This is a genomic window from Rhizobium sp. P40RR-XXII (assembly GCF_012641405.1).
Classification (GTDB): domain Bacteria; phylum Pseudomonadota; class Alphaproteobacteria; order Rhizobiales; family Rhizobiaceae; genus Rhizobium.
Map to the genome: position 1 here is coordinate 44,714 of NZ_JABAII010000020.1, position 24,371 is coordinate 69,084.

Consider the following 24,371-nt stretch of genomic DNA (forward strand, 5'->3'; position numbering starts at 1 on the left):
GGTATTACGGCATACTTACAGAAGAATGGTCTCAGAATGATCTTAAAGTGGCGAAAGCTGCTCGGCAGCACCTAAATTGGATCTTCTGTAGCCGTATTGTGAAGATGAAGCGCTACCGCGTTTGTGCTCCTTGTGTAGCGTCTGCCGTTGTCCACCGGAATGACTTCTTTTTTCAGGATCGCCCCGATTGCACTCGCAGGAGGTTAAGCGATTTCGCCAAAACCAATGCGCTAGAAAGCCAATATCTTTGATAGAAGTAGCACTGCTGCAATTCGATGCTGCGCGGAGTTAGCGTCTTCCCAGCACCAGCAGAGGAAGCAACGCGACAAAGCCCGGCTAGGGATGCTGAGCCTTGATGTAGGCGGTTAGATCTGCAATTTCCGCGCGTGTCAGGGAAAGATTTGGCATTCGTGAGTGCTGAGGATCCGCCAAAAAGGCTGATAACCGCGGCTCGTCGAGGTGCTCAGATTCACTGATCTGAGCAAATGTCGGTACGGAATCGGAACCGGTTGTCTGGCCGGGAGCAACGACATGACACTGGCTGCACCAGCGCAGCGCGATGTTGCGTCCCTGTATAAGGTCTGCCGCGCCGCCTTCGTCAAAAAATATCAGAACGAGAGCGACGACGATCACGCCCTTCAAACTGCATTTCTTGCTCATCGATCCAATCCTCCTGAACTTTTAGGCCTGTGCGCATCTTACCGTCGGCAATGAGTTTCATCGTCTCGACGAACACGCTTGTCATCTTCGCCGCAATTCGCCCATCGCCCGCCATCGTCCAGGCCGTTGTCCCGAGCTCGTCGGCTCAGAATGACAATTCCGCGCCACAATAGTCGTGAGCGAGTAAAGCAAGTCCTGAATATGCGGAATCAAGGTCATCATCTTTGCTTTCGGTCAATGCATCCGGGAATTGTTTAATGCCAGCAGCAAGCAGTATGTTGACCATCGTATGCGTGATGAGTTTGGGGTCAGGCGACGGTTAGTTGGATGAAACCGTGAGAAGAGCTCTGTACGGCAGTGGCAATCGTATATGGCTTAATATGGAGTGCGCGCAGGGCGTTCAAAATGACGGCAACGTCGATCGCTTCCTGGAGACTTGCTCCTCCGACCGTGGGAGATAAGCAAACGCGACCGCCAGCATGCCGAGGACGGAAAAGCCAATTCCAGCCCAAACGGTCTCAAGCGCGATGCGGCGAGAACGTCTGGCAATCTCGAGCCCCCTCCAGAATTGGTCGATGCGGTCAACGAGAAGCGCGATATCGGCGGCTGCAGCGGCTCCTCGAACTCCCATGGCAACCCTACATCTGCGGCGGCGCGCGCAAGTGCGTCATTGATCCCATCACCCACCACAAACTGTCCGTTCGATGCTCGGCGAGGCGATCGCCGGCGCCCAACCCCTACGCGGAAGCATGTGTGCCCAAGCTGATACACAAGAGTGTCGTTTGGTTGCGATTGCACCTGCCGGCAATTGCTATGGCGAAGTGAGCCTAGCCTCGTGACGCACATAGCAGACGGTGTTCTTGACTTGGATCAAGGCTGCACGTCGACCAGTGGCTAATGATTAGCTTATGTTCAGCATTCCAAGGGCCGCCGATGTCAAGATTTGTTCAATGGCGACCGCAAGTCTTCGTAACAACTGACAAACTTTCCGATGATGAAGTTGGATCCCTAGACCGCAGCCATTATCGCACCGGCTTCGTAGGTAACGAGGATGATTAGGCACGGCTTGGGCCAACCTTCGCGTGCGATAACGGGGCGCCTCTTGGGGGCATCTGAAATTCGTTCAGGCGACGCCAATCGTTCGGATGGAATGCCTGTCGAATTTACAGAACAACACCCTTCGGGATCATCCTCAGAATGAACTGACAAATATAAAGAGAGCAAAAGGAGAAGCGATATGAGTATGATACGAACTCCAGTGGCGGTCCTTCTCGCCTCCATGGTCGCTATCGGCGGCCCCTGCCTGGCACTTGCGCAGACAAACGAGGCGGATGACCATCGCCCTGGTTACTCGTCACCGACGAACCCGCCTTCGGAAATGGGGAGCATGATGGAAGCGGACCAGGACGCAATGAATGGATCGCCAATGATGTCCAAGGGATTCCAGTGCATGATGATGCCCGGAACGACGGGCGGCATGCCGACAATGGCCATGGCCGGGAACATGATGAAGTTCATGTTTGCCATCGCGGACACGGACGGGGATGGTTCGCTATCCTTCGATGAGGTCACGGCCGTCCACAAGCGGATCTTCAACGCGATGGACGCGAACAAGGATGGTAAGGTTACGCCTGAGGAGATGCGAGCATTCTGGCTACAATAGGCTTCTGACAGTGATTAAGTGGACAGACGGTCACATCGCCGCTGGTCACACATTCTTGCCGGCGAGATCGTCGATGCCCGACGGTTTCGTCCTTTCAAGCGCCTGCCGTTGGGTCTTGGGGTGGCACCCCGCCATTCTCCATTTTTCACGGCCTCGGTCCTTCGCCGTCGTCATAGCCACGTTCTAGCGTGATCATGCCAACGTCATTGAATTAGGGAGGCGAAAGTGTGCCAAGTCGACCCAGCGTGGTTTGGTTGCTGGCGGTGCTGATCAGGCATTGCCGCCGCGCGATCGGGCATCATAGAAAGTCGACATAACAGTGGTGACGTCTTGATCGCCGGCCGCGTTGTTGAGGGATGGAACGCGAATTCAGGTTGCGAATAGCGCCGACCGGATTCGACCAGGCAAACTGTCGACAGCAGCGATGTGTCTTCACTCTGATCTGCGGTCAAGGCATGCCACTTTGGGAGCATATTCAAAAAAACCTACGTCCTTCTGGGGAGAAGCAAAAGTCGATAACTTACTTTGCCAATCCAAGATCGAGGCAAAATGTCACAGAAACAGCCTTTGCTCCCTTTCTTTGCGGGCGCGTCTGGAGCTATTCGCCGGTTAGGAGCTTATGCGGACGCAATCCATAGTTCGCGCGGCCGCAATGGACTTATTTTGCTCACGTTTGGTCTGATAGTCGTGGTGGGCGCCACTGCAATTGGTCAGCTTCGGCTAAATGCATGGAACGAACCCTTCTTCGACGCGCTGAAAAACCGCGATCTCGCATCGTTCAGCCAACAGCTCGTCGTGTTTGCCAGTGTGGCCGGGGCTCTCATCTTCCTGAACATTGCGCAGGCATGGCTTGACCAATGGACAAAAATTGCGTTGCGCGAATGCATTACGCGTGACCTCCTCGTCCAATGGTTTACGCCGCGAAGAGCTGTCCTTCTCGCCGGCGTAGCTCCAGTCGGCAGCAATCCTGATCAGCGGATACAGGAGGATGCGAGGCGACTGACCGAGCTTACTGTATCACTCGCCCTGGGGATGCTTCAGTCGACATTATTGCTGCTCAGCTTCGTCGGCGTGCTATGGCTGCTTTCCCGCGGTTTCGTGTTCGAATTTGAGGGACGCCGTCTTCAGATTCCAGGGTTCATGGTTTGGGTCGCGTTGATTTATGCGGCGTCGGGCTCTTGGCTGAGCTGGCGTCTAGGGCGTCCACTAATCGGACTGAATGCGACGCGCTATGCTCAAGAAGCCGAGTTCCGTTTCGGGCTCATGCGGGCAAACGAATCCCGCGATGGGATTGCGCTCAGCGGAGGCGAGCAGGGCGAACGGACGCGGCTCGAACGGGAATTCAAAAGTGTGATTAGCACCGTGCGGCGTATTGCCAACGTTACAACGCGGCTGACGGGAATTACCGCAGGATACGGGTGGTTCACCACAGTGGTTCCGATCATCGCCGCCGCTCCAGGATATTTCGGCGGTCACCTCACGTTCGGCGGGCTAATGATGGTCGTCGGCGCCTTCAACCAGGTACAGCAGGCACTCCGTTGGTATGTTGATAATGCGGGTAACATAGCCGACTGGCTAGCTACGCTCGAGCGCGTGATGGATTTGCGACAGGCGCTTATCGCGCTAGACCTTGCCGCGCCCTCGGAGAATCGCATCACAGTGCTGGAGAACGCGCCGGCGTTTGTCATCGAAGGCATGATCGTGGAGATGGCTGACCGCACGATCTCCATCAGCGAACCAAGGCTGGAGCTTCGCCCGGGAGAGCGACTCCTCGTCATTGGTAGGCCGGGAACGGGCAAAAGCACGCTGTTTCGAGCGCTTGCCGGACTGTGGCCGTGGGGAACCGGGCGGCTTTTACTCCCCCCGAAGGCAAAGATCATCTTCCTGCCGCAAAGGTTGTATCTTCCGGACGGATCGCTGCGGGATGTCCTTGCCTACCCATACGAGGCTTCGGTCTTTAAACAAAAGGATTTTGGTCGCGCCCTCGCGCGCACGAACCTTGCTCATCTGATCTCCTCGCTCGATCGGCTGGCTCGGTGGGATAGAGAGCTGACGGTGGACGAACAGCAACATCTGGCCTTTGCCAGGCTCCTTGTCCACGAGCCCGAATGGGTTGTAAGCGACGAAACGTTATGCCATCTCGACGACGATGATCGGAAGATGTTGTTTTCACTATTTGAAAAAGAATTGTCGAAAACAGCCGTCCTAAGCATATCCAGCAATGAGGCACAGTATGGGTTCTATTCCAGAATCCTTTATTTGACCGCGCGCCCGCGCCTCAAAGTCGTTCCAGCATCCGGGTGATCGCCGCCCTGCTTTTTGAAGGTGTTTTGATTGGGAGATAGGTGCCGCTAAAGGGAATGTTTCACACGTAAGGATCCCATAATCATGCGGGATCCGCCGCTTGCCAAATACGAATGACGTACAACTTTTCAAAATCGGAAGATGGAGTGCTATTCGTCTCCACCGTGCTGACTCTACCTGTCGAGATGGATCCGGTCCCGCTTTAAGCGAGATGATATTGCTCCAACCACTGACGAAGTTGCCCACTGGCCATCGCTCCACTCCGCCGGGCAATCTCCTTGCCGCCTTTAAACATTATCAGCGTCGGGATGGCCCGGATCCCATACGCGGCGGTTAGTTCAGGTTCGGCTTGTGTATCGACTTTTGCAAAGCGAATGCGGGGTTCAAATCGTGATGCTGCGTCCTCCAAGATTGGAGCCATTGCTTGACACGGGCCGCACCATGAGGCCCAGAAATCAACCACGACCGGTAGATCCTGGGAACTAATCTGGCGCGCAAAGTTCTCGGAAATCAGCGAGACAGGTCGTCCAGTAAACAGGGCTGACCTGCAGCTTGAGCAACGCGCCGCGCGGTCATTCCTGCCATCATCCAATCGGTTCGATTGCCCGCATCTCGGGCATGGCACAATTCGAGGCATGCCGTAGTTCCCTGGTTCAACATATACAATCTTATACTGCCGTTGACTTGTTCGACTTGACCTGACGCAATCTCCATCATTCGTTTGTTGACTGGTTTCGACAGAACCTCTCATACAAGATAGTCATTATCTGCAGCGCGGCCTCGTCAGCGATGAAGTAGTGGAGTGTGCGATGCTCCCTGCGAAAATCCACGATGCCTTCCTTCTTGAGCTTACCAAGGTGCTGGGACATAGACGTCTGGGCAATACCAGTCGCATTTATGAGCGCCGACACATTGCGTTCGCCGTTAGCCAGCTCACATAAAATTAATAGTCGGTGCGTGTTGGCGAGGCCGCTGAGAAATTCTGCAGCATTATCTGCTTTTTTGGCGATTGCTTCAGCTACGTCCATGGTGGCCCTTTACAGTTTACAAAAATATGATATTACATTCACATGAATTGAAGTATAAGTCAAATGAGGCAGTCTCACGGCCCATCCCACGTGAATAGCCGTCTAACCGGAACCACGGAAGAGATACGACGCTTGGCCCGGGTTGATCCGGGTCAAGGCGCAGAACAATCGCTTATCAGAATGTCATAGCAAGCAGCGAGGCCACGGGATGCAATCCGTCGGGGTGGTTCGACTGGTCTGCTGTCCGGAAATGGGCAAGAGAGGAAAGGAAGAAAAATGACCTTAGATCGTTCGGTTCTCGCATTTGCAGGTTTGATGGTGCTTTTGTCGGTCGCGTTAACCTGGTGGGTGTCAGCCTATTTCGTTTGGCTGACGATATTTGTCGGCGTCAACCTCCTGCAATCGGCATTCACAGGCTTCTGCCCTGCTGCAACGGTGTTTCGCAAGCTTGGCATCCGTTCAGGCGCTGCCTTTTGAGGACTTCATCATGCGACTTCTCTTGCTCGCCGTAGCCCCGCTGTTGTTTGCTGGCGAGGCAGATGCGGTGACCATGAAATTGGAACCTGTCATCATCACCGAATGGAAAGCGGTTTACGGCACGATCGAAGCACGCAATACGGTGCCGGCCCGTGCCCGCATAGGAGGGACCGTTGCTGATCTTCGCGCTACGGAAGGGGATGTCGTCAAGGCTGGACAGAAGATTGCAACGGTCGAAGACGAGAAGCTTGCATTCCAAATTGCAGCGCTCGATGCTCAGATTGGCGCGTTACGATCGCAGCTGACGGCAGCTCAGGCCGATCTGATACGCGGCGAATCCCTTGTGAGCCGGGGTATTGTCACTCAGCAGAAGCTTGATGAGCTTCGATCGCAGACCGGCGTTTTGCAGAACCAGATCAGCGCAATGGAGGCGCAGCGTTCCGTCGTCGTCCGGCAGCAATCGGAGGGAGAGGTGGACGCGCCCTCGGATGGGAAGATTTTAACGGTACCTATAACTCGCGGCGCTGTGATCATGGCTGGTGAGACAGTGGCGATTGTGGGCGGTGGCGGCCTGTTTCTCCGTCTTGCGGTTCCCGAACGGCATGCCGGCGCGCTCAAGCAGGGCGCCGACATCAGAGTCTCCCTGGATGGGCGGCAGACAATCGGAAAACTGGCAAAGATTTATCCACAAATCGAGAATGGGAGAGTTATCGCCGACGTTGAGGCGGGAGCCCTCGATACGACTTTCGTCAACGCCCGCGTTCTTGTTCAGCTCCCGGTGGGCGAGCGGCAAGCGCTCCTCGTACCGGCCAGTGCCATCGCCACTCACGATGGCGTGGATTTCGTCTCCGTGAACGAAGGCGCCGCAACTTTGCAGCGTGTTGTTATCGCCAGCGAAGTCATAAATCGACCGGACGGCAATTACAGGGAAGTGCTGACCGGGCTTGCTGCCGGTGATGAGATCGTCTTGCCATGACTTCGCAACCCAACGATTACGGCATGGCCGGGCGGCTTACCGGCATGTTCATCCGTTCGCCACTGACGCCACTCTTGCTCCTGGCCGCGCTTACGTTCGGCTTGATCGCTCTTTTTACGCTGCCGCGCGAGGAAGAACCCCAGATCTCCGTTCCCATGGTCGATATCCATGTGCAGGCACGTGGCCTTAAGGCGGAAGATGCGGTGAAACTCGTTGCGGAGCCCTTGGAAACGATAGTGAAAGGCATTGACGGTGTTGAGCACGTCTATTCTCAGATCCGGGACGATCAGGTCCTCGTGACCGCGCGCTTTTTCGTGGGCACATCGTCCGATACGGCCGTATTGCGCGTTCATGAAAAGATCCAGGCGAACATGGACCGCATTCCGGTTGGCATCCCTGCGCCACTGGTCGTCGGCCGAGGCATAGACGATGTTGCGATACTTTCCTTCACGCTTTCACCCGCACCGGAGGCTACTGCTCGCATATCGGCCAATGATCTGACGCGTGTCGCAAGGGAAGTCCGTACTGAGTTGTCGAAGGTCGAGAATGTCGGTCTGACCTACCTCGTCGGCGAGGCGGATGAGACCTTCCGGGTTGCGCCCGATCCACAGAAGCTCGCGCTTTATGGCGTCACTTTGCAGCAGCTTGCACAGAAGGTGGCCGGCGCCAACCAAGCTTTTCCGGCGGGAACAGTGCGCGACAAAGGTGAACAAATTGGTCTCGTTGCAGGAGAGACCCTCGCAACGCCTGAGCAAATTGGCAATCTTCTCATCACGACCCGTGACAACAGGCCCGTTTATGTCCGCGATGTGGCGGAAACCTATTTGGCATCCGATTCTAATGAGACTATTGCGTCCCGGCTAATTCGTAACAATTCGGACCTGAAACGTCTACCCGCGGTCACTGTCGCTGTGGCAAAACGCACCGGTGCCAATGCGGTTGATGTGGCGAACGCTCTGATGACCCGTATCGACGCACTCAAAGGATCACTTATTCCGCAGGAGATGATAGTCAGCGTTACCCGAAATTACGGGGAAACTGCCAATGAAAAGGCAAACGAGCTGCTCCTACATCTCGGGCTGGCGACGGCTTCGATTATCCTGCTTGTCGGTCTCGCCATTGGCTGGCGAGAGGCTGTAGTAGTTGCGATCGTCATTCCGGTCACGATCCTCTTGACACTGTTTGCCTCGCAGTTGATGGGATATACCCTCAATCGCGTCTCGCTCTTTGCCTTGATATTCTCGATCGGCATCCTGGTCGACGACGCCATCGTGGTAATTGAGAATATCTCCCGACACTGGGCGATGGCGGATGGACGCTCGCGGTATCAAGGAGCCGTGGAAGCAGTTGCCGAAGTCGGCAACCCGACGATCATAGCGACGCTGACCGTGGTCGCGGCTCTTCTGCCGATGCTGTTCGTCTCGGGCATGATGGGACCCTATATGAGCCCGATTCCTGCCAATGCGTCCGCTGCGATGATCTTCTCCTTTTTCGTTGCCGTGATTGTGACACCCTGGCTGATGATGAAGCTTGCCGGCAGATCCGGTGTTCATGGCGCTGACCATCATGCGCAAGGAGGGATGGTCGGTCGGCTTTATGCAGCGATGGCACGACCAATACTTGCTTCAAAGGCGCGAAGCTGGATTTTCTTGCTTGCTGTCGGCATCTTGACCTTGGGCTCACTGTCCCTGTTTTATTTGGAGAAGGTGACCGTCAAGCTTCTGCCCTTCGACAACAAATCGGAACTGTCCGTCCTAATCGACCTGCCGGAAGGCTCCTCCGTCGAGGCGACGGATGCGGTCGCGCAAACCATCGCACGAGCGACAATGGAGTTCCAGGAGGTGCGCTCAGCTGAGACATATGCTGGGACGGCAGCCCCTTTCAACTTCGACGGCCTCGTCAGGCATTACTACTTGCGCAGTGGCAGTCAGCAGGGCGAGACGTCGTTGGAACTTGTTCCCAAGGACCAGCGGTCCCGTAGCAGTCACGATCTGGCGGTCGCAATTCGAAAGCGTCTCGCTGAAATTGCGCTTCCGGCAGGCACGAAAGTGAAGCTGGTCGAACCGCCGCCGGGCCCTCCGGTGCTCGCCACGCTGCTCGCCGAAATCTACGGCCCGGACGCAGAGACACGCCGGCAGACGGCGGGCAGAGTGGAAGAGGTCTTCCGTGCCGTTCCCTTCATCGTTGACGTTGACAATTCCTATGGCAAGCCGGCAAGGCGTCTGAGAGCCACTATTTCGCCTGACGACGCGGAATTTTTTCATGTCGAGGAAGCAGACGTTCTGGATACGCTTGCGATTCTCAACGGTGGCAGGACGGTGGGCTATTCCCATCGTGGCGGCGGCAGATCACCTATTCCAATCCGGATCGAGCTTCCCAAGAACAGACGGGTGATGGATGAAGGCTTTCTGACCACGCCCATCCCGGCCAACGTGCTTCCGGGAGAGCGAGGCGTGGTGGAGCTCGGCGACGTCGTCAGAATTCATGAGGAAAAGGCTTCTTATCCGATTTTCCGGCACAATGGTCGCGCCACTGAGATGGTGACCGCAGAACTCGCCGGCGCATATGAAGCTCCCCTATATGGCATGGTCGCGGTGCGCCATGCACTCGACATGCAGGATTGGAAGGGCCTGCGGAAACCGGTTATCTCTTTGCACGGCCAGCCGATGGACGAATCCGTTTCCACTCTCCTTTGGGATGGCGAATGGGAGGTTACCTGGGTGACCTTCCGCGACATGGGCGCCGCTTTCGGCGTCGCGCTGCTCGGCATCTATATCCTTGTCGTTGCCCAGTTCGGATCGTTCAGACTGCCTTTGGTGATCCTCACGCCGATTCCGCTGACCTTCATCGGAATCTTGTCTGGCCATTGGTTTTTCGGCGCACCGTTTTCGGCCACCTCCATGATCGGCTTTATCGCGCTTGCCGGCATCATCGTGCGCAATTCGATCCTGCTTGTGGATTTTATCCGGCACTCCGCGTCATCCGGAAAGCCCTTGACCGAGATATTGATCGAGGCAGGTGCGATCCGTTCAAAGCCAATCCTGCTAACGGCGTTGGCGGCAATGATCGGAGCTGCGGTCATCCTGTCGGATCCGATTTTTCAGGGACTGGCGATTTCACTTCTCTTTGGGCTCGCGTCTTCGACTTTGCTGACCGTGCTTGTCATTCCAGCCATCTATCGAGTGCTCAGGACCTAAAGGAAGAACGCTATAGTCGCGGCCAGTTGGTCGCAACCACCTGGCAATAGGAATAGCTTGCCGCGGTGGCGTCCAGCATTTCAATCCGCCGGGTTGATTACGGCGGTGTTGGGATCAGCCGCGTGTGGATATTACTGAAACAAATATCCATTAAATCCATTGATTTTCGTCAATGTCGATTTCTTGCCCCGCTGCTATTCGTTCTCCAATATACGGAGGAAATCATGGCAAGGATAGTTATTTTGGGTGCCGGGCCGGCCGGGACTATTGCTGCTTTTCAACTCCGCCACGAGCTTGAGGCATGTCACGATGTCGCTGTCATCAACAAGGGACGCATTTTTCAGCTTCGTTCCTTCCAACCCTTGGGTTGCCGTTGGCTGGCGGACCCGCAAAGACGTAAAGATCGATCTCGAACGCATTTGCCGTTGGCGTTCCTAAGACAGGCTTCGTGATTGAGTCTATGGTGAGTGCTGCCGTGCGAAATATTAGCCGATTGGCCATGGGCAATCAGCCGGACGCGGAAGCAACCTGGAATGCGGTCTGCATGGCGGACTTCGGTGATTCGGGCGTCGCTTTTGTCGCGCAGCCACAAATCCCGCCCCGCAATGTCAGTTGGTCATCGAGCGGCGCTTGGGTTCATATGGCAAAGGTCGGTTTTGAGAAATATTATCTGCGCAAAATGCGCACTGGCAACGGAGAGCCGTTTTATGAAAAACTGGCTCTGAATGTACTCGGTATCGAGAAACTCAAGCAGATCAAAATTGATATTCCTGATTACGCTGATGGATGACTTTGGAACCGGGTGTGGATTCTCGTCATCCCGAGATTGCAACACGTGACATCCATAATCGCCTTTTGACGAACAAGTCGACCATTTCCTCCCAAGTGCCAGGGCCCGATCTTGCAGATCCGAACTCAATGTTCCTTACTACGCAAATCGATGGAAAGCGGCCCCGTGTCGAGATCCGTCTGGGAAAAGGTGTCCAGCAGGAGAATGGTGAACTGGCATAGTTCGATCATCCATTGATAGCGGACAATGACGTTGGGCGTTATTTCGACATACTCCTCGGCCGGCGGATGCAGGGCGAAGATGCGCTCGCCACCTTTGATGCCTTCGACCTGCGACCTGAATCGGTTGAGGCGCTCGACGACAATTTCCCTGTTTCCGCGAAGGGCTTCATTCTGCATGATAACCTCCGAAACTAAAAAACCTGGACGAATATTAGTATATTTCGATATTTTTGGGTATTGGTTTCTAATCTATGTCCCTCTTTGCGACACAGATTGCCAATATATAATTTCAGCTCTTTATGCTTGCATTTTGCTTAGGCTAAAGGACGCCTCTTGGCGTTTGAGATACCGGCCAGCGGTTGAAGATATGTCGAAAGGGCCTTCCAGGAAATCGCTTTGATCCACAATTCGAAGGGGTTGATGGCGTTCCACCCGTCTAGGGCTCTGTTTGGCAATAGCGGCAGGACGACGACCGTCATGGCGAGCAGGATGAGCGCGGCGCGAAGCTCAGGCAAGCCAGGTGAGCCTCCGCAAAAAGCCGGGTAGCGGCTCGCGAGCAGCCAGGAATGCCGTTATGACAACCGCCGTTGCCATTGTCGTCCTATCGGCAACCACCGCTCCAAACCCCAGAACAAAGACGGTGAGGGCGGCAACCACGCCTGTCGCGTTATATTCCCCGGCCTGTTCTGCCTCCATATAGCTAAAAATGATCATGGTGGCGCTGACGACGAGGAAGACCGCAAGCGGCAGAAAAAGCCGACACTCGGATAAAGAGAGCCGCAGATCCCCCCTAGAAATCCGGTCGCGCCATAGGTTCTGGGGCGCGCCGTTCGTTCACCGGCCGCCATGTTGCGATCCCGCCAGCCGCGTTCGATGCCGACAAGGGCGCCGATTGCAAGCGCGAGACCCAAACGTTGGAATCCCTCGATTGCAGCCATATTGCTAATCACATCCATCGGCACCGTGGGCTGCTTATCGTCGCCAATGGCTTGCCGGTCATTTCATCATGATTGGTCACTACCCGCAGCAAAACCAGACATGCCAGATGTTGGCATTGTTGCCCGATTGTCGCCAAGGATGTTGATGGCGACTAATTCAGCTTCGTCTTGTAATTGAAGATGCCATTTGGGTGCGGGGCAACAATCGCTTCGGCGCGGAATGCAAGCTCGCTGCCATTCGGATGGCTTTGATGCCGATCAAGGTTGATGTGGACGGCATCTGCTAAGCGTTGCCAAAATGGAGGAGTTTCTCATGTTCTCAAATATTCTTTTGCCGACCGACGGCTCGCCAACTGCTCAGTCCGCAGTCGATAAAGCTGTCGAATTTGCACGTGATTGCGGGGCAACCGTTACTTTCATGACGGTGATTGAGCCCTTCCACTTGTTCTCGATCGATAGCAAGCAGCTTTCCGGCAACCCGGAAGACTACGGCAAGCTCGCTCATGCGGAAGCATCGCAGCTTTTGGCCGAAGTGGAGGCTAAGGCCCGCCATCAAGGGCTTATCTGTCGCTCCGTCGCGATCGAGGATGAGGAAGTCGATGCGGCGATCATCCGCGTGGCTTTGGAAAACGGTTGTGACCTGATTGCGATGGCATCACATGGCCGGGGAAGCGTCGGCAGCTTATTGCTCGGCAGCGTCACGGCGAAGGTCCTAAGTCATTCGCGTATTCCCGTTCTCGTTTATCGATGATTATGGCCGAAGCGGCGGATAGACTGAGACCGTCTTGAGCGACACTGGATTCTCAAACGCGGTCGCCGGGCCAGCCCTGCGCTCATCACCTCTTCCCTTCGTGACGCAATGCCGGAGAAGATCAAAAAATCCGGAACGCAAATACAGTCTGCCGGGCAGCATTTGCTCAGTTTATCAACGTCAAGAAGATCGCGATTGCCGCATGGTAACCGGGATAAAGCAGCAACTGCACGGCCAGTAAGATCCTCGATATTGTCTAACGAAAGGACTGGCAGCGCTGCGATCGCCGCCTACGGACCTGTAAGAAAGGATTTGTCTACCTTGCGCGGGCACTTTCGTTTCAAGAGACCCAGCCTCAGTGCCGCATTTGCAGCTTGCTGGCGGCTCCTACATAAATGCGAAATTTTCCTTGTCTGTCGCATATGGCTGCCGTGCCCTTGGTTAAGGGTTCGACTCCAGTCATGCGGTCGGCATCGACGTTAGTTGAACGGTGTATTTTCCTTGTGGTGCCAGCGCGTGGCGATGGTCATTTTACGATAAGGAAAAGCTTGCGGCCGTCGCGGAAGATGCCCAGAAGCAAGATTTCATCTTGCTTTTGCGTAAGGTCAGCAACCATCTGCGGCGTTGATACCGGGTGCTGGTTGACGCTCACAATTACATCACCCGGCAATAGGCCGGCTGCCGCCGCCTTGCTACTATCGATAAGCGATGATACAAACGCCCCTTGAACTTTGCCATAGGCATCCGAAACCGAGCTGAGCTTCTCGACTGTCACGCTGTCTAGCAATCCGTGGCCTTTGACTTCCGCAGTGGTCGAAGGTTCGCTCTGAGGAAGTGCCGCGCTCAATGTCGCATTGAGGTCTACCTTTCCAGTCTGGCGTACCAGTGAGATCCGTACGGAGACATCAGGCGGGAAGGCTGATACCCGTGCATGGAGTTCGTTAGCGCTTTTGATTGGAACTCGTTGACGGCGATGATGACGTCGCCCGCTTTTATTCCCGCGATCGCACCGCCTGATCCGGAAATAACATCGCTGACCAGCGCTCCAGTCGCTGTGTTGATGCGAAGAGCTCTTCCGAAGTCGCGTTGTTGTTCTGCACGATTACCCCAAGCTGCCCACGACGAATCTCACCATGAGCGACAAGTTGTTGCATGACGGATCGTGCCGTGTTGATCGGAATGGCAAAGCCTATGCCAATATTACTTCCTGAAGGACCGATAATGGCGCTGTTGATGCCAACAAGCTCGCCTTCGAGATTAATTAAGGCACCTCCGGAATTGCCAGGATTGAGAGAGGCATCGGTTTGAATGATATCCTGGTAGCCTTCAACGCCGAACTCGGCCCGGCCAAGCGCACTGACGATACCGAATGTGGCTGTTTGACCAAGGCCAAACGGATTGCCTATCGCGGTGACATAATCTCCGACGCGCAGCTTGCTTGAGTCACCAATATGGGCAGCTGTTAATCCCGCAGCTCTGATCTTTATCACAGCGATGTCCGTTTCAGCATCTGCACCGACAACTTTGCCTTGGTAACTAGAACCGTCGGAGGTCGCGACCCGGATGTCGTCGGCGTTTTCGATGACATGATTGTTCGTCAGAATATAACCATTGGACGCATCGATGATGACGCCTGCAGCGACGGTCTGAGAAATCTCAAACAGGGGACCAACATTCTCAGCGGTGCCCAGCGATCCGCCTGCTTGAGGCAATGTTGCGTCGTTCGTATCACCCGCCCCAGTCGAACGAATAGAGATGCTGACAACGCTCGGAATAACTCTTTCCAATATTGGCGCCAATGAGGGTAGGGGTAAGGACGCCGATTGCGCCGGATCCCAGCCTGCGATGACGATCAATCCCATTGTCAGCACGATGGCGCGCGCGTGTCGCCTACCCATATAAGGCCAATGCCTTGCCCTGACACCCATCTCACATAGCCCGATAATCAAGCCTCTCGACATACTTGCTCCTCCTTCGAAGGTTCACAAATTATCGATTGGGATCGAGTTCGCATTGACCAGGAACAAAGTCGCCCAATTGGCCAACACATCGGCCCGACTTTTGATTGGGCGGGCGAAAGGGGCCCATCGGTCCGTCGCGATCAGGAAGTGACTTTGATCGGGCTCAATGTGCCTGCCACTAGTCGGTTTAGCCTTGAAAACAACCGCAGTTCTTGTGGGTGTCACAATTTGAGGAAAATCGATATGTTCAAAAAGATCCTGATTGCCACGGATGGCTCATCGCATGCGCAGACGGCCGTCGAAATTGGTGCGGACCTCGTGGAAAAAGGAGACGGCGAGGTCCATTTGGTTCATGTCATTCTTTCCGGAGAACTCGACACCAATATTGAGCGCATGATCAAAATCGAACATCTCGATGACCTAGTAATGACTGTGGACGAGCCGACAGCCCCCTTCGTGGTGGCGCCAGGTCTTCCAATGGTGCCTCCGCTCGCTGATCCGGTCGCATCTTACCGCATGCTGCACGCTCTCGGAGTTGAAATTCTCAAGCGAGCTGAATCCGTGGTCAGGGCTTATGGCATTAGGCGTATCTTTACCCATCTAATGGATGGAAATGCCACGGACCAAATCATCGAAACAATCCGGAAAGAGACGCCGGATCTTGTCGTTTGTGGTGCAAGAGGTCTTTCCCCTCTGTCGCAATTGGCCTTTGGGAGCGTGTCCACCAGAGTTGCGCATTCGTGTCCAGTCACGTGCATAACCGTTCACTAGAACCTATGCGAAATGATGCGGCTTCCGAATTTTAAATGCTAGAGATGATTTGCTTCCATTGCCTGACAGGACTCGTCAAACATTGACAAGGCTTCCTCAAGATAATCGCCGAGTAGTGGTGTGCCAAGAAGGTAGGCGGCTGTCCGGTTATTGTGCGCCTCTGCCGCCGCCTCACGTATGTCTCGCCAATCTGAAGCAATACCGTCGCCACGACCGAGCCAAACCAGGGTCACGAGGTCAATCTGCTCGTCCACGCTGAGAGCCCATATGGCGGAGCGAATTTCTTCTTGAACTGGATCGTCCGCTCTGTCTTCGAGCACGTCGATCATGGCGTCGTCCGATGGGTTCGAGGCTGAACCTTCGTTGGTGGGTGCGTCTTTCGCGTCAAATTGGCGGGCTTTCAAGATAAAAAAGCAGACCTTCTCGGGTGATATGGTCAATGGCCAGGCCGGCCGATCCTTGTCGAGCTTCTTTGTCATAGCCATACTCCATTCTGGGGCACAAAATAAGGGTGGCGCCGGGTCGCCCGCTCCAGGTAACCCGGCGCTTACGTCTAGCCGACTGATAGTCGGTCTTCGACGGTTCGTACGCCAGGGGCTGACCAGGCTGCATGTTCGGCAGCCCGCCGTTCCGACCAGGTTTTGACTTTGCCCTGCAGCGTTACCTTGCCGTCGGCGACGTTGACGCTGATAGCATGCGCCTCGATTTCCGCGTCACGCCGGAAGGCGTCCTCAATACGCCTCTTGACGTCAATCGAACTGGCATGTGGAGCCACTTCAATCATGTTTGACACGCCGACCACGCCGGAAAGGTCGCGAACCGCATCGGCTGCCGCATTCTTCTGATACTGCCATTCAACACGACCGTTCAAGGTCACCCAGCCATTCTGGACTTTGATCTGAACCGCGTCCTTGGGAATGGTCACATGCCATCCCATAGTATTGACGGCGCGTTTGGCAATTTCGTCGTCTGCCATCCTGTTTGCTCCGATGGGCCTGACTTCAATGCCTTGCGCGATCGCCTTAACACCTTTAATGCGTCGTGTTGCCCGTTCCGCGGCTTCTCTTTCGGTATAGGTCGCAACGTGGCCCGAAAGGGTAATAACACCATTATCCGCGGCAACGCCGATGTTGGCTGCATCGATGCTTGGCTCGAACTCGAGCTCATCGAGAACTAATTGACGAAGTGTGATATCGTCCATGAGACAATCTCCTCTGTTGATATCTCGAACACGGAAACATTACGATGATGTTTTGTGGTCACATTGACTTGGCTCAATTGCCAGGCCCTGCGATGTGTGAAGGAGAGGTTTCTTGCATCGTTTTGATAAGCCGCGCGGCAAGCTGCGGGGTGCGGGCCGCAATGAAACCGTCGATCCTCATTGATGAGCAGCCCGCTGTCAGTAGAGGAGACCCATCCGTCCGAAGGACGACACCACCGGTGGCCTCGACAAGCGCCTGGCCAGCTGCGCAGTCCCATATCATCGTTGGTGAAAGCCTCACGTAGGCGTCGGCCTCAGCAGCCGCGATCAGGGCGAATTTCAGCGCGGATCCCAGTTTGTGCACAACACATGGTCGGGATGCAAACAGCAGGTCGCGTGTATGCTGATCGAGGTGAGACCTGCTCGTAAGTGCGATGAACTTTCTCGATGGGATGGAGCGATCGGCAAGACTACTGCGCTGCCCGTCTCTTTTCTCCTCGAATGCATAGCCGCCTCCATATGAGAAGAAAAGCCGCCCTCGAGCCGGCGCGTAGATTAAGCCGATAGTGGGTCTCCCATCTTCGACCAACGCCACATTGATCGTAAATTCGTCGCGGCCGGAGATGAATTCCTTTGTTCCGTCGAGCGGATCGATGATGAAGGCGATCGCATTTAGGGCTTTTGTCGCTGAGTTTTCATCCTCCTCGCTGACCACGGGAATGGTCGTCGTCAAGGCTCTGCAACCGGCGTAGAGAATATCATGGCTCGCGAGATCGGCCGGTGTAATAGGAGAGCCGTCGCGTTTGCTGCGTGATGGTTGCGGGGTTTTTTGAAGCGAGCAAATCACATCTCCCGCCCGACGAGCGATCGGGATCAGGGCCTCAGCGAGCCGTCGTCGGGAGTCGAGTTCCATTCCTCATACTCCGGTTATTATTATTGGAAGAACAGCTATCCGATATGAAGGCCTTTTCATTGATACGCATCAATGTCGGCTGACACCAGTTGGCGCCAGATATAGTTGACCCAAACGACACGCAAGGCAAACCGATGATCGTCGAAGACCAAACTAAGGTCGTATCCTTTCTCGAAAGCGTTCTTTCCCGGGACGGTGAGCCCGTGCAGACGATGGAGACGCATATATCCCGCATATTCCTGTCGGGAGACCGCGCCTATAAGATGAAGCGGGCTGTCAAACTGCCTTACGTCGATTTTTCCACATGTGATAAAAGATGGGCGGCCTGTGAGAAAGAGGTTGAGCTCAATGGCCCGACGGCGCCTGGCCTCTACCTCGGTGTGCGCGCGATTACGCAGGCCGCAGACGGTACGCTCGCGATTGGTGGCGCGGGACAGACGATCGAGACCGTCGTCGAGATGAAGCGCTTCGATCAATCGCTCCTGCTTGATCATGTCGCTCAATCCGGCGGATTGACTCCTCAGATGATGACGGCACTTGCCGGCGCGATCGTGGAATTTCACCATCAGGCGCCGATTATCCGAGATCGCGGCGGAACTGAGTATGTGCAAGCTGTTCTCAAGATCAATGAAGCTGGCTTTGCCACCAGTCACGTTTTCACGCCGACGGAGGTTGCCGAACTGACTGCTTCCTTCAACAAGCGGCTCGCCGCCCTTGGCGGATCATTGGACAAGCGGGCAATGGCGGGAAGAGTTAGACGTTGCCACGGCGATCTGCACTTGCGCAATATTTTTCTGCGCGATGGTCGGCCATGCTTGTTCGATTGCATCGAGTTCAGCGAAGAGATCGCCACCAGCGATGTGCTGTATGACCTGGCGTTTCTCCTGATGGATCTCTGGCATCGTGGCCATGCCGAATTTGCCAATCTTGTCATGAATCGATACCTTGACGAAACCGGAGACGACAACGGTTTTGCCACGCTTCCGTTCTTTATGAGCATGCGGGCAGCCGTACGGGCCCATGTGGTTGCCACGCAAGCGGAGGGGGGCGGCGTCCACGCGTCGGAACTCGCATCGGAGGCGCGATCCTACTTTGCGCTGGCGGGAAGGCTTCTTCAGTCGCCTCAGCCTAGCCTTGTTGCCATCGGCGGACTTAGTGGATCGGGAAAGTCGACGCTTGCCGAAACATTGGCACCACGCATCGGCCTTCCGCCTGGAGCGCGCATCATCGAGAGCGATCGCATTCGCAAGTCACTGTATGATGTGCCGCCGGAAACCCGATTGCCCCAGAGCGCCTATCGTCAGGAAGTTTCCGTTCGGGTATATCGGGAAATATCATGGCGTAGCCGGCTCATTCTCGCCCAGGACGGCGCAGTCGTTGCCGACGCCGTATTCGACAAGGTCGAGAATCGCAAGCTGCTCGAGTGGGCGGCGAAAGAGAAGGGCTGCGCATTTTCGGGTTTCTGGTTGGAAGCCGACCCGGCGCTGCTATGGCAACGCATCGAGGCGCGACGGGATAATGTATCGGATGCGACGGTCGACATATTGGCCGAACAGCTTTCGAGGAAGTTACATCCGATCGACTGGGTCAAACTGAATGCAGCCCGTCGGCCAACCGAGCTCGCGGATGAAATTCTGCGTCGCATGGCGAGCGACGAGCCGGCCCTTTCCTGCATCGCCGAAGATATTTGAGATCAGACTCGACGTGAATCATACCCGACACTATGGACAGCCCCATTTCACATCCGGGCTTTCTCAAGCTTAAGAGTGCTTGATCGGCGTGATCGTCCCCAGAAGATGATCTCGTCCGCCACAGTGAAGATTGGCAAAGGGTTGTCGCCGGCGGAGAACGAGATGGAACGCAAGCACAAATTCAATATCGGATATGTTTTGATGGCCTTCTTGTTGATAGGCCTCCTGCAGCTTTGGCTGGCCGCGCGCAATGTGGAGGAAATCGCCTATAGCGATCTTATGCGGATGGTCGCTGAGGGCAAGATACAGTCGGTCACGTTAACCGAAACGATGATTGAAGGCGTCTTTAAGCAGCCCCAGGCCGGCAAATCGGAATTTATCAGCAATCGTGTCGACCCTCTGGCCGCTGCAAATTTTGAAAAGGCTGGTGTTCAGGTGTCCGGCGGCTCGGATAGCACGTGGCTTACGATCGCTCTTTCCTGGATCCTGCCGATATTGTTGTTTGCAGGTATCTGGTTTTTTCTGTTTCGAAATATGGCGGGACGGCAAGGCATGGGTGGGCTGATCCAGATCGGCAAGTCACGTGCCAAGGTCTATCTCGAGCACAAAACCGGCGTGACATTCGAGGACGTGGCAGGCGCAGATGAAGCCAAGGCAGAATTAAAGGAAATTGTTTCGTTTCTGAAAGAGAAGGATAAATACGGCCGCCTCGGTGCCCGTGTTCCCAAAGGCACCCTGCTCGTCGGTCCTCCCGGCACCGGCAAAACCCTTTTGGCACGTGCAGTCGCGGGGGAGGCGGATGTACCTTTCTTTTCCATTTCCGGATCAGAATTCGTTGAGCTCTTCGTCGGTGTCGGAGCTGCCCGTGTACGCGATCTGTTCGAACAGGCACGGGCTGCTGCCCCATGCATCATCTTCATCGACGAACTCGATGCGTTGGGGCGTGCGCGCACCAGCCTTGGCGGGTTCGGCGGTGGCGATGAAAAGGAGCAGACGCTCAACCAACTGCTCTCGGAGTTGGATGGCTTCGATCCAAGCGTTGGGATTGTTTTGCTGGCAGCGACCAACCGGCCGGAAATTCTTGATGTCGCCTTGCTGCGCGCCGGCCGGTTTGATCGCCAGATCGTCATCGACCGGCCCGACTTCAAGGGACGGGCCGCAATCCTATCTGTGCATGCAAAGAAAATCGCGATGGCGCCCAGCGTCCGCGCTGACGACATCGCCGGTCTCACTCCTGGCTTTACCGGGGCCGATCTTGCTAATTTGATCAATGAAGCAGCGATCTTCGCCACCCGCAGGAATGCCGATATGGTGACCCTGGAGGACTTTGTGCAAGCTGTGGAGCGCATCATCGCGGGCTCCGAACGGCGCAGCCGTCTTTTGAACCCCAAGGAACGGGAACGTATCGCCTATCACGAAATGGGACATGCCCTGGCCGCGACATTGCTGGAAAAGACGGATCCTGTTCAGAAGGTTTCCATCATTCCGCGTTCGATCGGCGCCTTAGGTTATACTCTGCAGCGCCCAACGGAGGATCGCTTTTTGATCACCGCGAGCGAACTGAATGAGCGAATGGTTGCCCTGCTGGCTGGCCGGGCCGCAGAAGAGATAGTTTTTGCCGAAGTTTCGACCGGCGCTGCCGATGACCTTGCAAAGGCGACTGACATCGCCCGACAGTGCATCACTCGTTTCGGAATGAGTCCCGTTGGTCAGGCCGTGCTCGAGCCACAGCGATTAGAATGGTTGGCCCAGGATCGTGCGGAAATGCACGAGCGGGATTATTCCGAGGCGACCGCTCGCGAAGTCGATCTCGAAGTGCGTACCATGATCGACACAGCCTATGCGGCTGCCAAAGGCATCTTGTCGGCACATGTCGATGATCTGCGCGCCGGAGCAAGGCTTCTTCTCGAACGCGAAACGATTACGCCTGCCGATTTCAAGCCTCTGCGGCGAAAGAGCGACGAAAGGCACGGTGCTGCCGCGTTGGAAGGCGCTCTGGTCCAACTGCCATAGGAGTGCGCAATGACGGATCAGCCGGAAGACGGGTCGCCCGGAAAACTGGTCCATGAGCTGGTATCGTTGGACGGTCAAAGAAGCAAATTCGCTATCGCGGCCAGCTGGCTCATAGGCATCCTACTGCTTGCGGCTCTTGTCGTTCTAGTGCTGCGTCGCGGTGATATCGAGCTCTTTATTTCGGTCCTGGTTTCGGCCGATCCGGTTTGGCTTATGGCAGCATTCCTGTCACAAGTTGGAACTTATGCATGCGCCGCTGCTATCTGGGCAAATGTGTTGGGACGCGTGGGTGTTCAAAGGAGAACGCGCGACCTTTTCGGTCTAGCACTCATGGAACTCTTCGCAAATCAGGCCATGCCGACGGGCGGAATTAGCGGCAGCGTCATCGTCATGCATGGCCTGCGTCGGCGAGCTGTTCCGGACGCGATTGCGGCCACAGCGCTTCTGACCGCCGCGCTTTCATACTATGTTGCCTACCTGCTTGTGGCACTTTTGGGCTTTGCATTGTTGTGGTGGCAAGTTGGGTTAAGCAATGGCTGGTTTTACCTCGGCGCAATATTCGTCCTGGTTATTATCCTTATCGCTGCGCTGCTGCTTTTCGTCGTTCGGTCACGTGGCCGCTTCATTCCCAAATCGATACGGGGCTGGCCCTCGGTAAAACGGCTTGCAGATGTGATGCAGTCGATACGACGAGATGTTGTCGGTGACAGCATGGTTATTCTGCGCGCGGTGAGCCTCCAGACGTTTATCTTCATGCTTGACGCGATGACACTTTGGCTGGCACTGCGCGCAATTGCAGTCGAGATTGCTCCAACCGATGCCTTTGTCAGCTTTATTCTCGCATCGGTCGTTGCGACGCTTGCGCCCTTACCGCTTGGATTAGGCTCATTCGAGGGTACATGCGTAGCCCTATTGCATCTTTTTGGTGTCCAGATCGAGGCAGCCCTCGCCGGCACATTGGTGCTACGCGGCCTCACTTTCTGGCTGCCGATGGTACCGGGCATCTGGCTGCTGCGCCGGGAGGCCCGAGTCTCCTGACCGTCATCAAGATCGATTATGATCAATCCTTCAAGATAGCGGTCGGAGCCTCATCCCCACCGCGAAATCAAAATCCGTGACCTTTGGTCGGGGGGATATAGGGGTCGTCATATCCGAGCCGCGGCTTCTTTTCCGTCTTCCTTGGGCTTTCCTTCTGCTGATCGCCTCCCGCGTTCGACCCTGCATTGGGATTGGCACAAACGATTGTGAATGCGGCCAGAGAAACGATTATTGCTCGAAACATCATGGTTTCCTTCCAGTTAATATTGATGTCCGAGAAGAGATTCCATCTACCCGCAGCTGTTTGCATTGCCTTGGATCAATCTGTCGCAATGGCCATATGAGCGGTGGCATCGGCGAACTGCAAAGTTGATATCGATCAAGGCGAAATTCAGCAGGGACTGCATGATCGACAGTCAATATGGATGCTCGAATGTGGAGATATGGCAATGCGCTACAAAACCATCCTCGCCCCGGTCGGGGTAAATCATCTGGAAGAAGACCTCAGACAAGCAATTGCTCTGAGTGAAACGGTGGAAGCACATCTTTCGGTTCTGGTCGTGGCGATGGCTGCGCCACCTCCGATCGGTGGCTTTGGCGAGGTTGTCTCGGCCGCCTGGTTGGAGGAGCGTGAAGGCGACATCTCAAAGCTGGTTAGCCAGGCGGAGGTCGCCAAGGATAGTCTCAAGCAATCAGGCTTGTCTTATGATGTTCAGGATGTCTATGCGGAATATGCCTGGGCAGGGGAGGATATCGCTCAGCGCGCACTCTATGCCGATCTCGTGTTGATCGGCCCGAAAGCGGCTGCGGATCCGCAATTTGCAAAGCGCATCATGGATGGTGCGCTGTTCCAGTCTCCGGCACCGCTGTTTGTCAACCCAACCGATCGGGCTGCGACTTTGGCACCTCAATCTGTATTGATAGCGTGGAATTCCCGGATGGAGGCCGCTCGTGCTGTCCAGCAGGCCTTGCCTCTGCTGCGTGCCGCAAAAGAAGTCCACGTGACCATGATCGATCCTGTCGGGACCGCGATTTCCAACGGGGAAGAACCCGGAGCCGATATTGCTGCCTATCTTGCGCGGCATGGAGTTTCGGTGGTGGTGGACGCCCTTCCAAGTGAAGGTCGAGGTGTCGCGACGATGCTTCACCAACATGCAATCGATGTCGGTGCCGATCTGATGGTCATGGGAGCTTACGGCCATTCCCGCCTCCGAGAATTCATTTTCGGCGGCGTCACGCGATCGATGCTTGAAACGGCAAAGCTGCCCATATTCTGGGGTCATTAGAAGACGTCCATCACTCACCAAAAACCCTTGTGCCAATCCAGCGGGACGATGCCGATGTTCAAGCATATATTGGTTCCAACCGATGGCTCCAAGATGGCGTCGCATGCGGCCACACACGCAATATCGCTTGCCGACGAAATGAACGCCGAAGTCACGTTGCTGGCCGTGACCGAGCCGTTCCATATGCTATTGATTGACAGCAATGAGTATCTGGACCAGCAGCAGCGACATGAAAAAGCGGCTGCTTCGGAATGCGGTGCAATGTTGGCACGGCAGAAGGTCAAGGCGTCCGACAAAGGGGTCCCCTGCAAGACCCTGGTCATCAACAGTATGGATGTGGCCAAGACCATTGTCGACACCGCCGATAGCTTGAATTGCGACTTGATCGCCATGGCGTCTCATGGGCGCAGCGGTTTGTCGTCTCTGCTATTGGGAAGTGTCGCCGCCGGTGTGATCGCCAAAAGTCACATCCCTGTTCTTGTGTATCGCTAA

Annotated in this window: 24 protein-coding genes and 2 pseudogenes; 14 read left to right on the forward strand and 12 right to left on the reverse strand. The window is 55.4% G+C overall.

Annotated elements, in window-relative coordinates:
• Positions 1–336: 336 nt before the first annotated feature.
• Positions 337–660: a c-type cytochrome gene (locus HGP16_RS28020; RefSeq protein WP_168843235.1), complete on the reverse strand. Its 324-nt coding sequence runs from the start codon at positions 658–660 to the stop codon at positions 337–339.
• Between the two features lie 308 nt (positions 661–968).
• Positions 969–1,350: pseudogene (locus HGP16_RS34215) on the reverse strand (heavy metal translocating P-type ATPase); the annotation flags it as partial.
• Positions 1,351–1,897: 547 nt separating this feature from the next.
• Here HGP16_RS34215 and HGP16_RS28025 point away from each other — a divergent pair.
• Positions 1,898–2,323: an EF-hand domain-containing protein gene (locus tag HGP16_RS28025; protein WP_168843236.1), complete on the forward strand. Its 426-nt coding sequence runs from the start codon at positions 1,898–1,900 to the stop codon at positions 2,321–2,323.
• A 549-nt stretch (positions 2,324–2,872) separates the two neighbouring features.
• Positions 2,873–4,627, forward strand: a complete 1,755-nt coding sequence (locus HGP16_RS28030) for an ABC transporter ATP-binding protein/permease (RefSeq protein WP_168843237.1) — start codon at positions 2,873–2,875, stop codon at positions 4,625–4,627.
• A 202-nt stretch (positions 4,628–4,829) separates the two neighbouring features.
• Here the strand turns inward: HGP16_RS28030 and trxC are convergent, their stop codons facing one another.
• The gene (trxC, locus tag HGP16_RS28035) at positions 4,830–5,378 is read right to left on the reverse strand and encodes a thioredoxin TrxC (protein ID WP_312867340.1); all 549 of its coding nucleotides are present in this window, start codon (positions 5,376–5,378) and stop codon (positions 4,830–4,832) included.
• The gene (locus tag HGP16_RS28040; RefSeq protein ID WP_168843239.1) at positions 5,341–5,655 is read right to left on the reverse strand and encodes a helix-turn-helix transcriptional regulator; all 315 of its coding nucleotides are present in this window, start codon (positions 5,653–5,655) and stop codon (positions 5,341–5,343) included. Before HGP16_RS28040 ends, trxC begins: the two co-directional genes overlap by 38 nt.
• 276 nt (positions 5,656–5,931) lie before the next feature.
• On the opposite strand from HGP16_RS28040, the gene HGP16_RS28045 reads away from it, so the two are divergent.
• The 5 genes and pseudogenes from HGP16_RS28045 to HGP16_RS28065 all read left to right on the forward strand — a co-directional run.
• Positions 5,932–6,132 (forward strand): DUF2892 domain-containing protein, encoded by a 201-nt coding sequence (locus tag HGP16_RS28045; RefSeq protein ID WP_168843240.1) that lies wholly within the window; start codon positions 5,932–5,934, stop codon positions 6,130–6,132.
• Positions 6,104–7,108, forward strand: coding sequence for an efflux RND transporter periplasmic adaptor subunit (locus tag HGP16_RS28050; RefSeq protein ID WP_246705613.1), 1,005 nt, complete (start codon positions 6,104–6,106; stop codon positions 7,106–7,108). The genes HGP16_RS28045 and HGP16_RS28050 overlap by 29 nt, the downstream gene beginning before the upstream one ends.
• Positions 7,105–10,305, forward strand: a complete 3,201-nt coding sequence (locus tag HGP16_RS28055) for an efflux RND transporter permease subunit (protein ID WP_168843241.1) — start codon at positions 7,105–7,107, stop codon at positions 10,303–10,305. Before HGP16_RS28050 ends, HGP16_RS28055 begins: the two co-directional genes overlap by 4 nt.
• 65 nt (positions 10,306–10,370) lie before the next feature.
• A complete protein-coding gene (locus HGP16_RS28060; protein WP_168843242.1) occupies positions 10,371–10,757 on the forward strand; it encodes a tryptophan 7-halogenase in 387 nt (128 codons plus the stop codon).
• Positions 10,730–11,095: pseudogene (locus HGP16_RS28065) on the forward strand (NAD(P)/FAD-dependent oxidoreductase); the annotation flags it as partial. The gene HGP16_RS28060 and the pseudogene HGP16_RS28065, both read left to right, overlap by 28 nt.
• 125 nt (positions 11,096–11,220) lie before the next feature.
• Here HGP16_RS28065 and HGP16_RS28070 read toward each other — a convergent pair.
• A complete protein-coding gene (locus tag HGP16_RS28070; protein WP_168843243.1) occupies positions 11,221–11,493 on the reverse strand; it encodes a hypothetical protein in 273 nt (90 codons plus the stop codon).
• A gap of 330 nt (positions 11,494–11,823) precedes the next feature.
• Positions 11,824–12,030, reverse strand: coding sequence for a hypothetical protein (locus tag HGP16_RS34780; RefSeq protein WP_168843244.1), 207 nt, complete (start codon positions 12,028–12,030; stop codon positions 11,824–11,826).
• Positions 12,031–12,567: 537 nt separating this feature from the next.
• Between HGP16_RS34780 and HGP16_RS28080 the strand changes: the two genes are divergently transcribed.
• Complete coding sequence (locus tag HGP16_RS28080) at positions 12,568–13,005, forward strand: universal stress protein (protein ID WP_168843245.1); 438 nt, start codon at positions 12,568–12,570, stop codon at positions 13,003–13,005.
• Between the two features lie 526 nt (positions 13,006–13,531).
• On the opposite strand, the gene HGP16_RS28085 is transcribed toward HGP16_RS28080, so the two are convergent.
• The 3 genes from HGP16_RS28085 to HGP16_RS28095 form a co-directional block, all read right to left on the reverse strand.
• On the reverse strand, positions 13,532–13,780 hold the full coding sequence (locus HGP16_RS28085; protein WP_168843246.1) for a PDZ domain-containing protein: 249 nt from the start codon (positions 13,778–13,780) through the stop codon (positions 13,532–13,534).
• Positions 13,781–13,866: 86 nt separating this feature from the next.
• Positions 13,867–14,067, reverse strand: coding sequence for a PDZ domain-containing protein (locus tag HGP16_RS34785; RefSeq protein ID WP_168843300.1), 201 nt, complete (start codon positions 14,065–14,067; stop codon positions 13,867–13,869).
• Complete coding sequence (locus tag HGP16_RS28095) at positions 13,998–14,966, reverse strand: trypsin-like peptidase domain-containing protein (RefSeq protein ID WP_168843247.1); 969 nt, start codon at positions 14,964–14,966, stop codon at positions 13,998–14,000. The genes HGP16_RS34785 and HGP16_RS28095 overlap by 70 nt, the downstream gene beginning before the upstream one ends.
• Positions 14,967–15,209: 243 nt before the next feature.
• On the opposite strand from HGP16_RS28095, the gene HGP16_RS28100 reads away from it, so the two are divergent.
• A complete protein-coding gene (locus HGP16_RS28100; protein WP_168843248.1) occupies positions 15,210–15,737 on the forward strand; it encodes a universal stress protein in 528 nt (175 codons plus the stop codon).
• Positions 15,738–15,775: 38 nt separating this feature from the next.
• On the opposite strand, the gene HGP16_RS28105 is transcribed toward HGP16_RS28100, so the two are convergent.
• The 3 genes from HGP16_RS28105 to HGP16_RS28115 all read right to left on the reverse strand — a co-directional run bounded on the left by HGP16_RS28105 (position 15,776) and on the right by HGP16_RS28115 (position 17,851).
• Positions 15,776–16,222, reverse strand: coding sequence for a DUF3775 domain-containing protein (locus HGP16_RS28105; protein ID WP_168843249.1), 447 nt, complete (start codon positions 16,220–16,222; stop codon positions 15,776–15,778).
• 68 nt (positions 16,223–16,290) lie between these two features.
• Positions 16,291–16,938: a BON domain-containing protein gene (locus HGP16_RS28110; protein WP_168843250.1), complete on the reverse strand. Its 648-nt coding sequence runs from the start codon at positions 16,936–16,938 to the stop codon at positions 16,291–16,293.
• 73 nt (positions 16,939–17,011) lie between these two features.
• The gene (locus HGP16_RS28115) at positions 17,012–17,851 is read right to left on the reverse strand and encodes a 3'(2'),5'-bisphosphate nucleotidase CysQ (protein WP_168843251.1); all 840 of its coding nucleotides are present in this window, start codon (positions 17,849–17,851) and stop codon (positions 17,012–17,014) included.
• A gap of 134 nt (positions 17,852–17,985) precedes the next feature.
• On the opposite strand from HGP16_RS28115, the gene HGP16_RS28120 reads away from it, so the two are divergent.
• From HGP16_RS28120 to HGP16_RS28140, 5 genes are all read left to right on the forward strand, one after another.
• A complete protein-coding gene (locus HGP16_RS28120) occupies positions 17,986–19,542 on the forward strand; it encodes an AAA family ATPase (RefSeq protein ID WP_168843252.1) in 1,557 nt (518 codons plus the stop codon).
• A gap of 162 nt (positions 19,543–19,704) precedes the next feature.
• Positions 19,705–21,555 carry an ATP-dependent zinc metalloprotease FtsH gene (gene ftsH / locus HGP16_RS28125; RefSeq protein ID WP_168843253.1) on the forward strand — a complete coding sequence of 617 codons (1,851 nt, stop codon included), beginning with the start codon at positions 19,705–19,707 and terminating at the stop codon, positions 21,553–21,555.
• Positions 21,556–21,564: 9 nt separating this feature from the next.
• Positions 21,565–22,593 carry a YbhN family protein gene (locus tag HGP16_RS28130; protein ID WP_168843254.1) on the forward strand — a complete coding sequence of 343 codons (1,029 nt, stop codon included), beginning with the start codon at positions 21,565–21,567 and terminating at the stop codon, positions 22,591–22,593.
• 449 nt (positions 22,594–23,042) lie between these two features.
• A complete protein-coding gene (locus tag HGP16_RS28135; protein WP_168843301.1) occupies positions 23,043–23,879 on the forward strand; it encodes a universal stress protein in 837 nt (278 codons plus the stop codon).
• A 54-nt stretch (positions 23,880–23,933) separates the two neighbouring features.
• Positions 23,934–24,371 (forward strand): universal stress protein, encoded by a 438-nt coding sequence (locus HGP16_RS28140; protein ID WP_168843255.1) that lies wholly within the window; start codon positions 23,934–23,936, stop codon positions 24,369–24,371.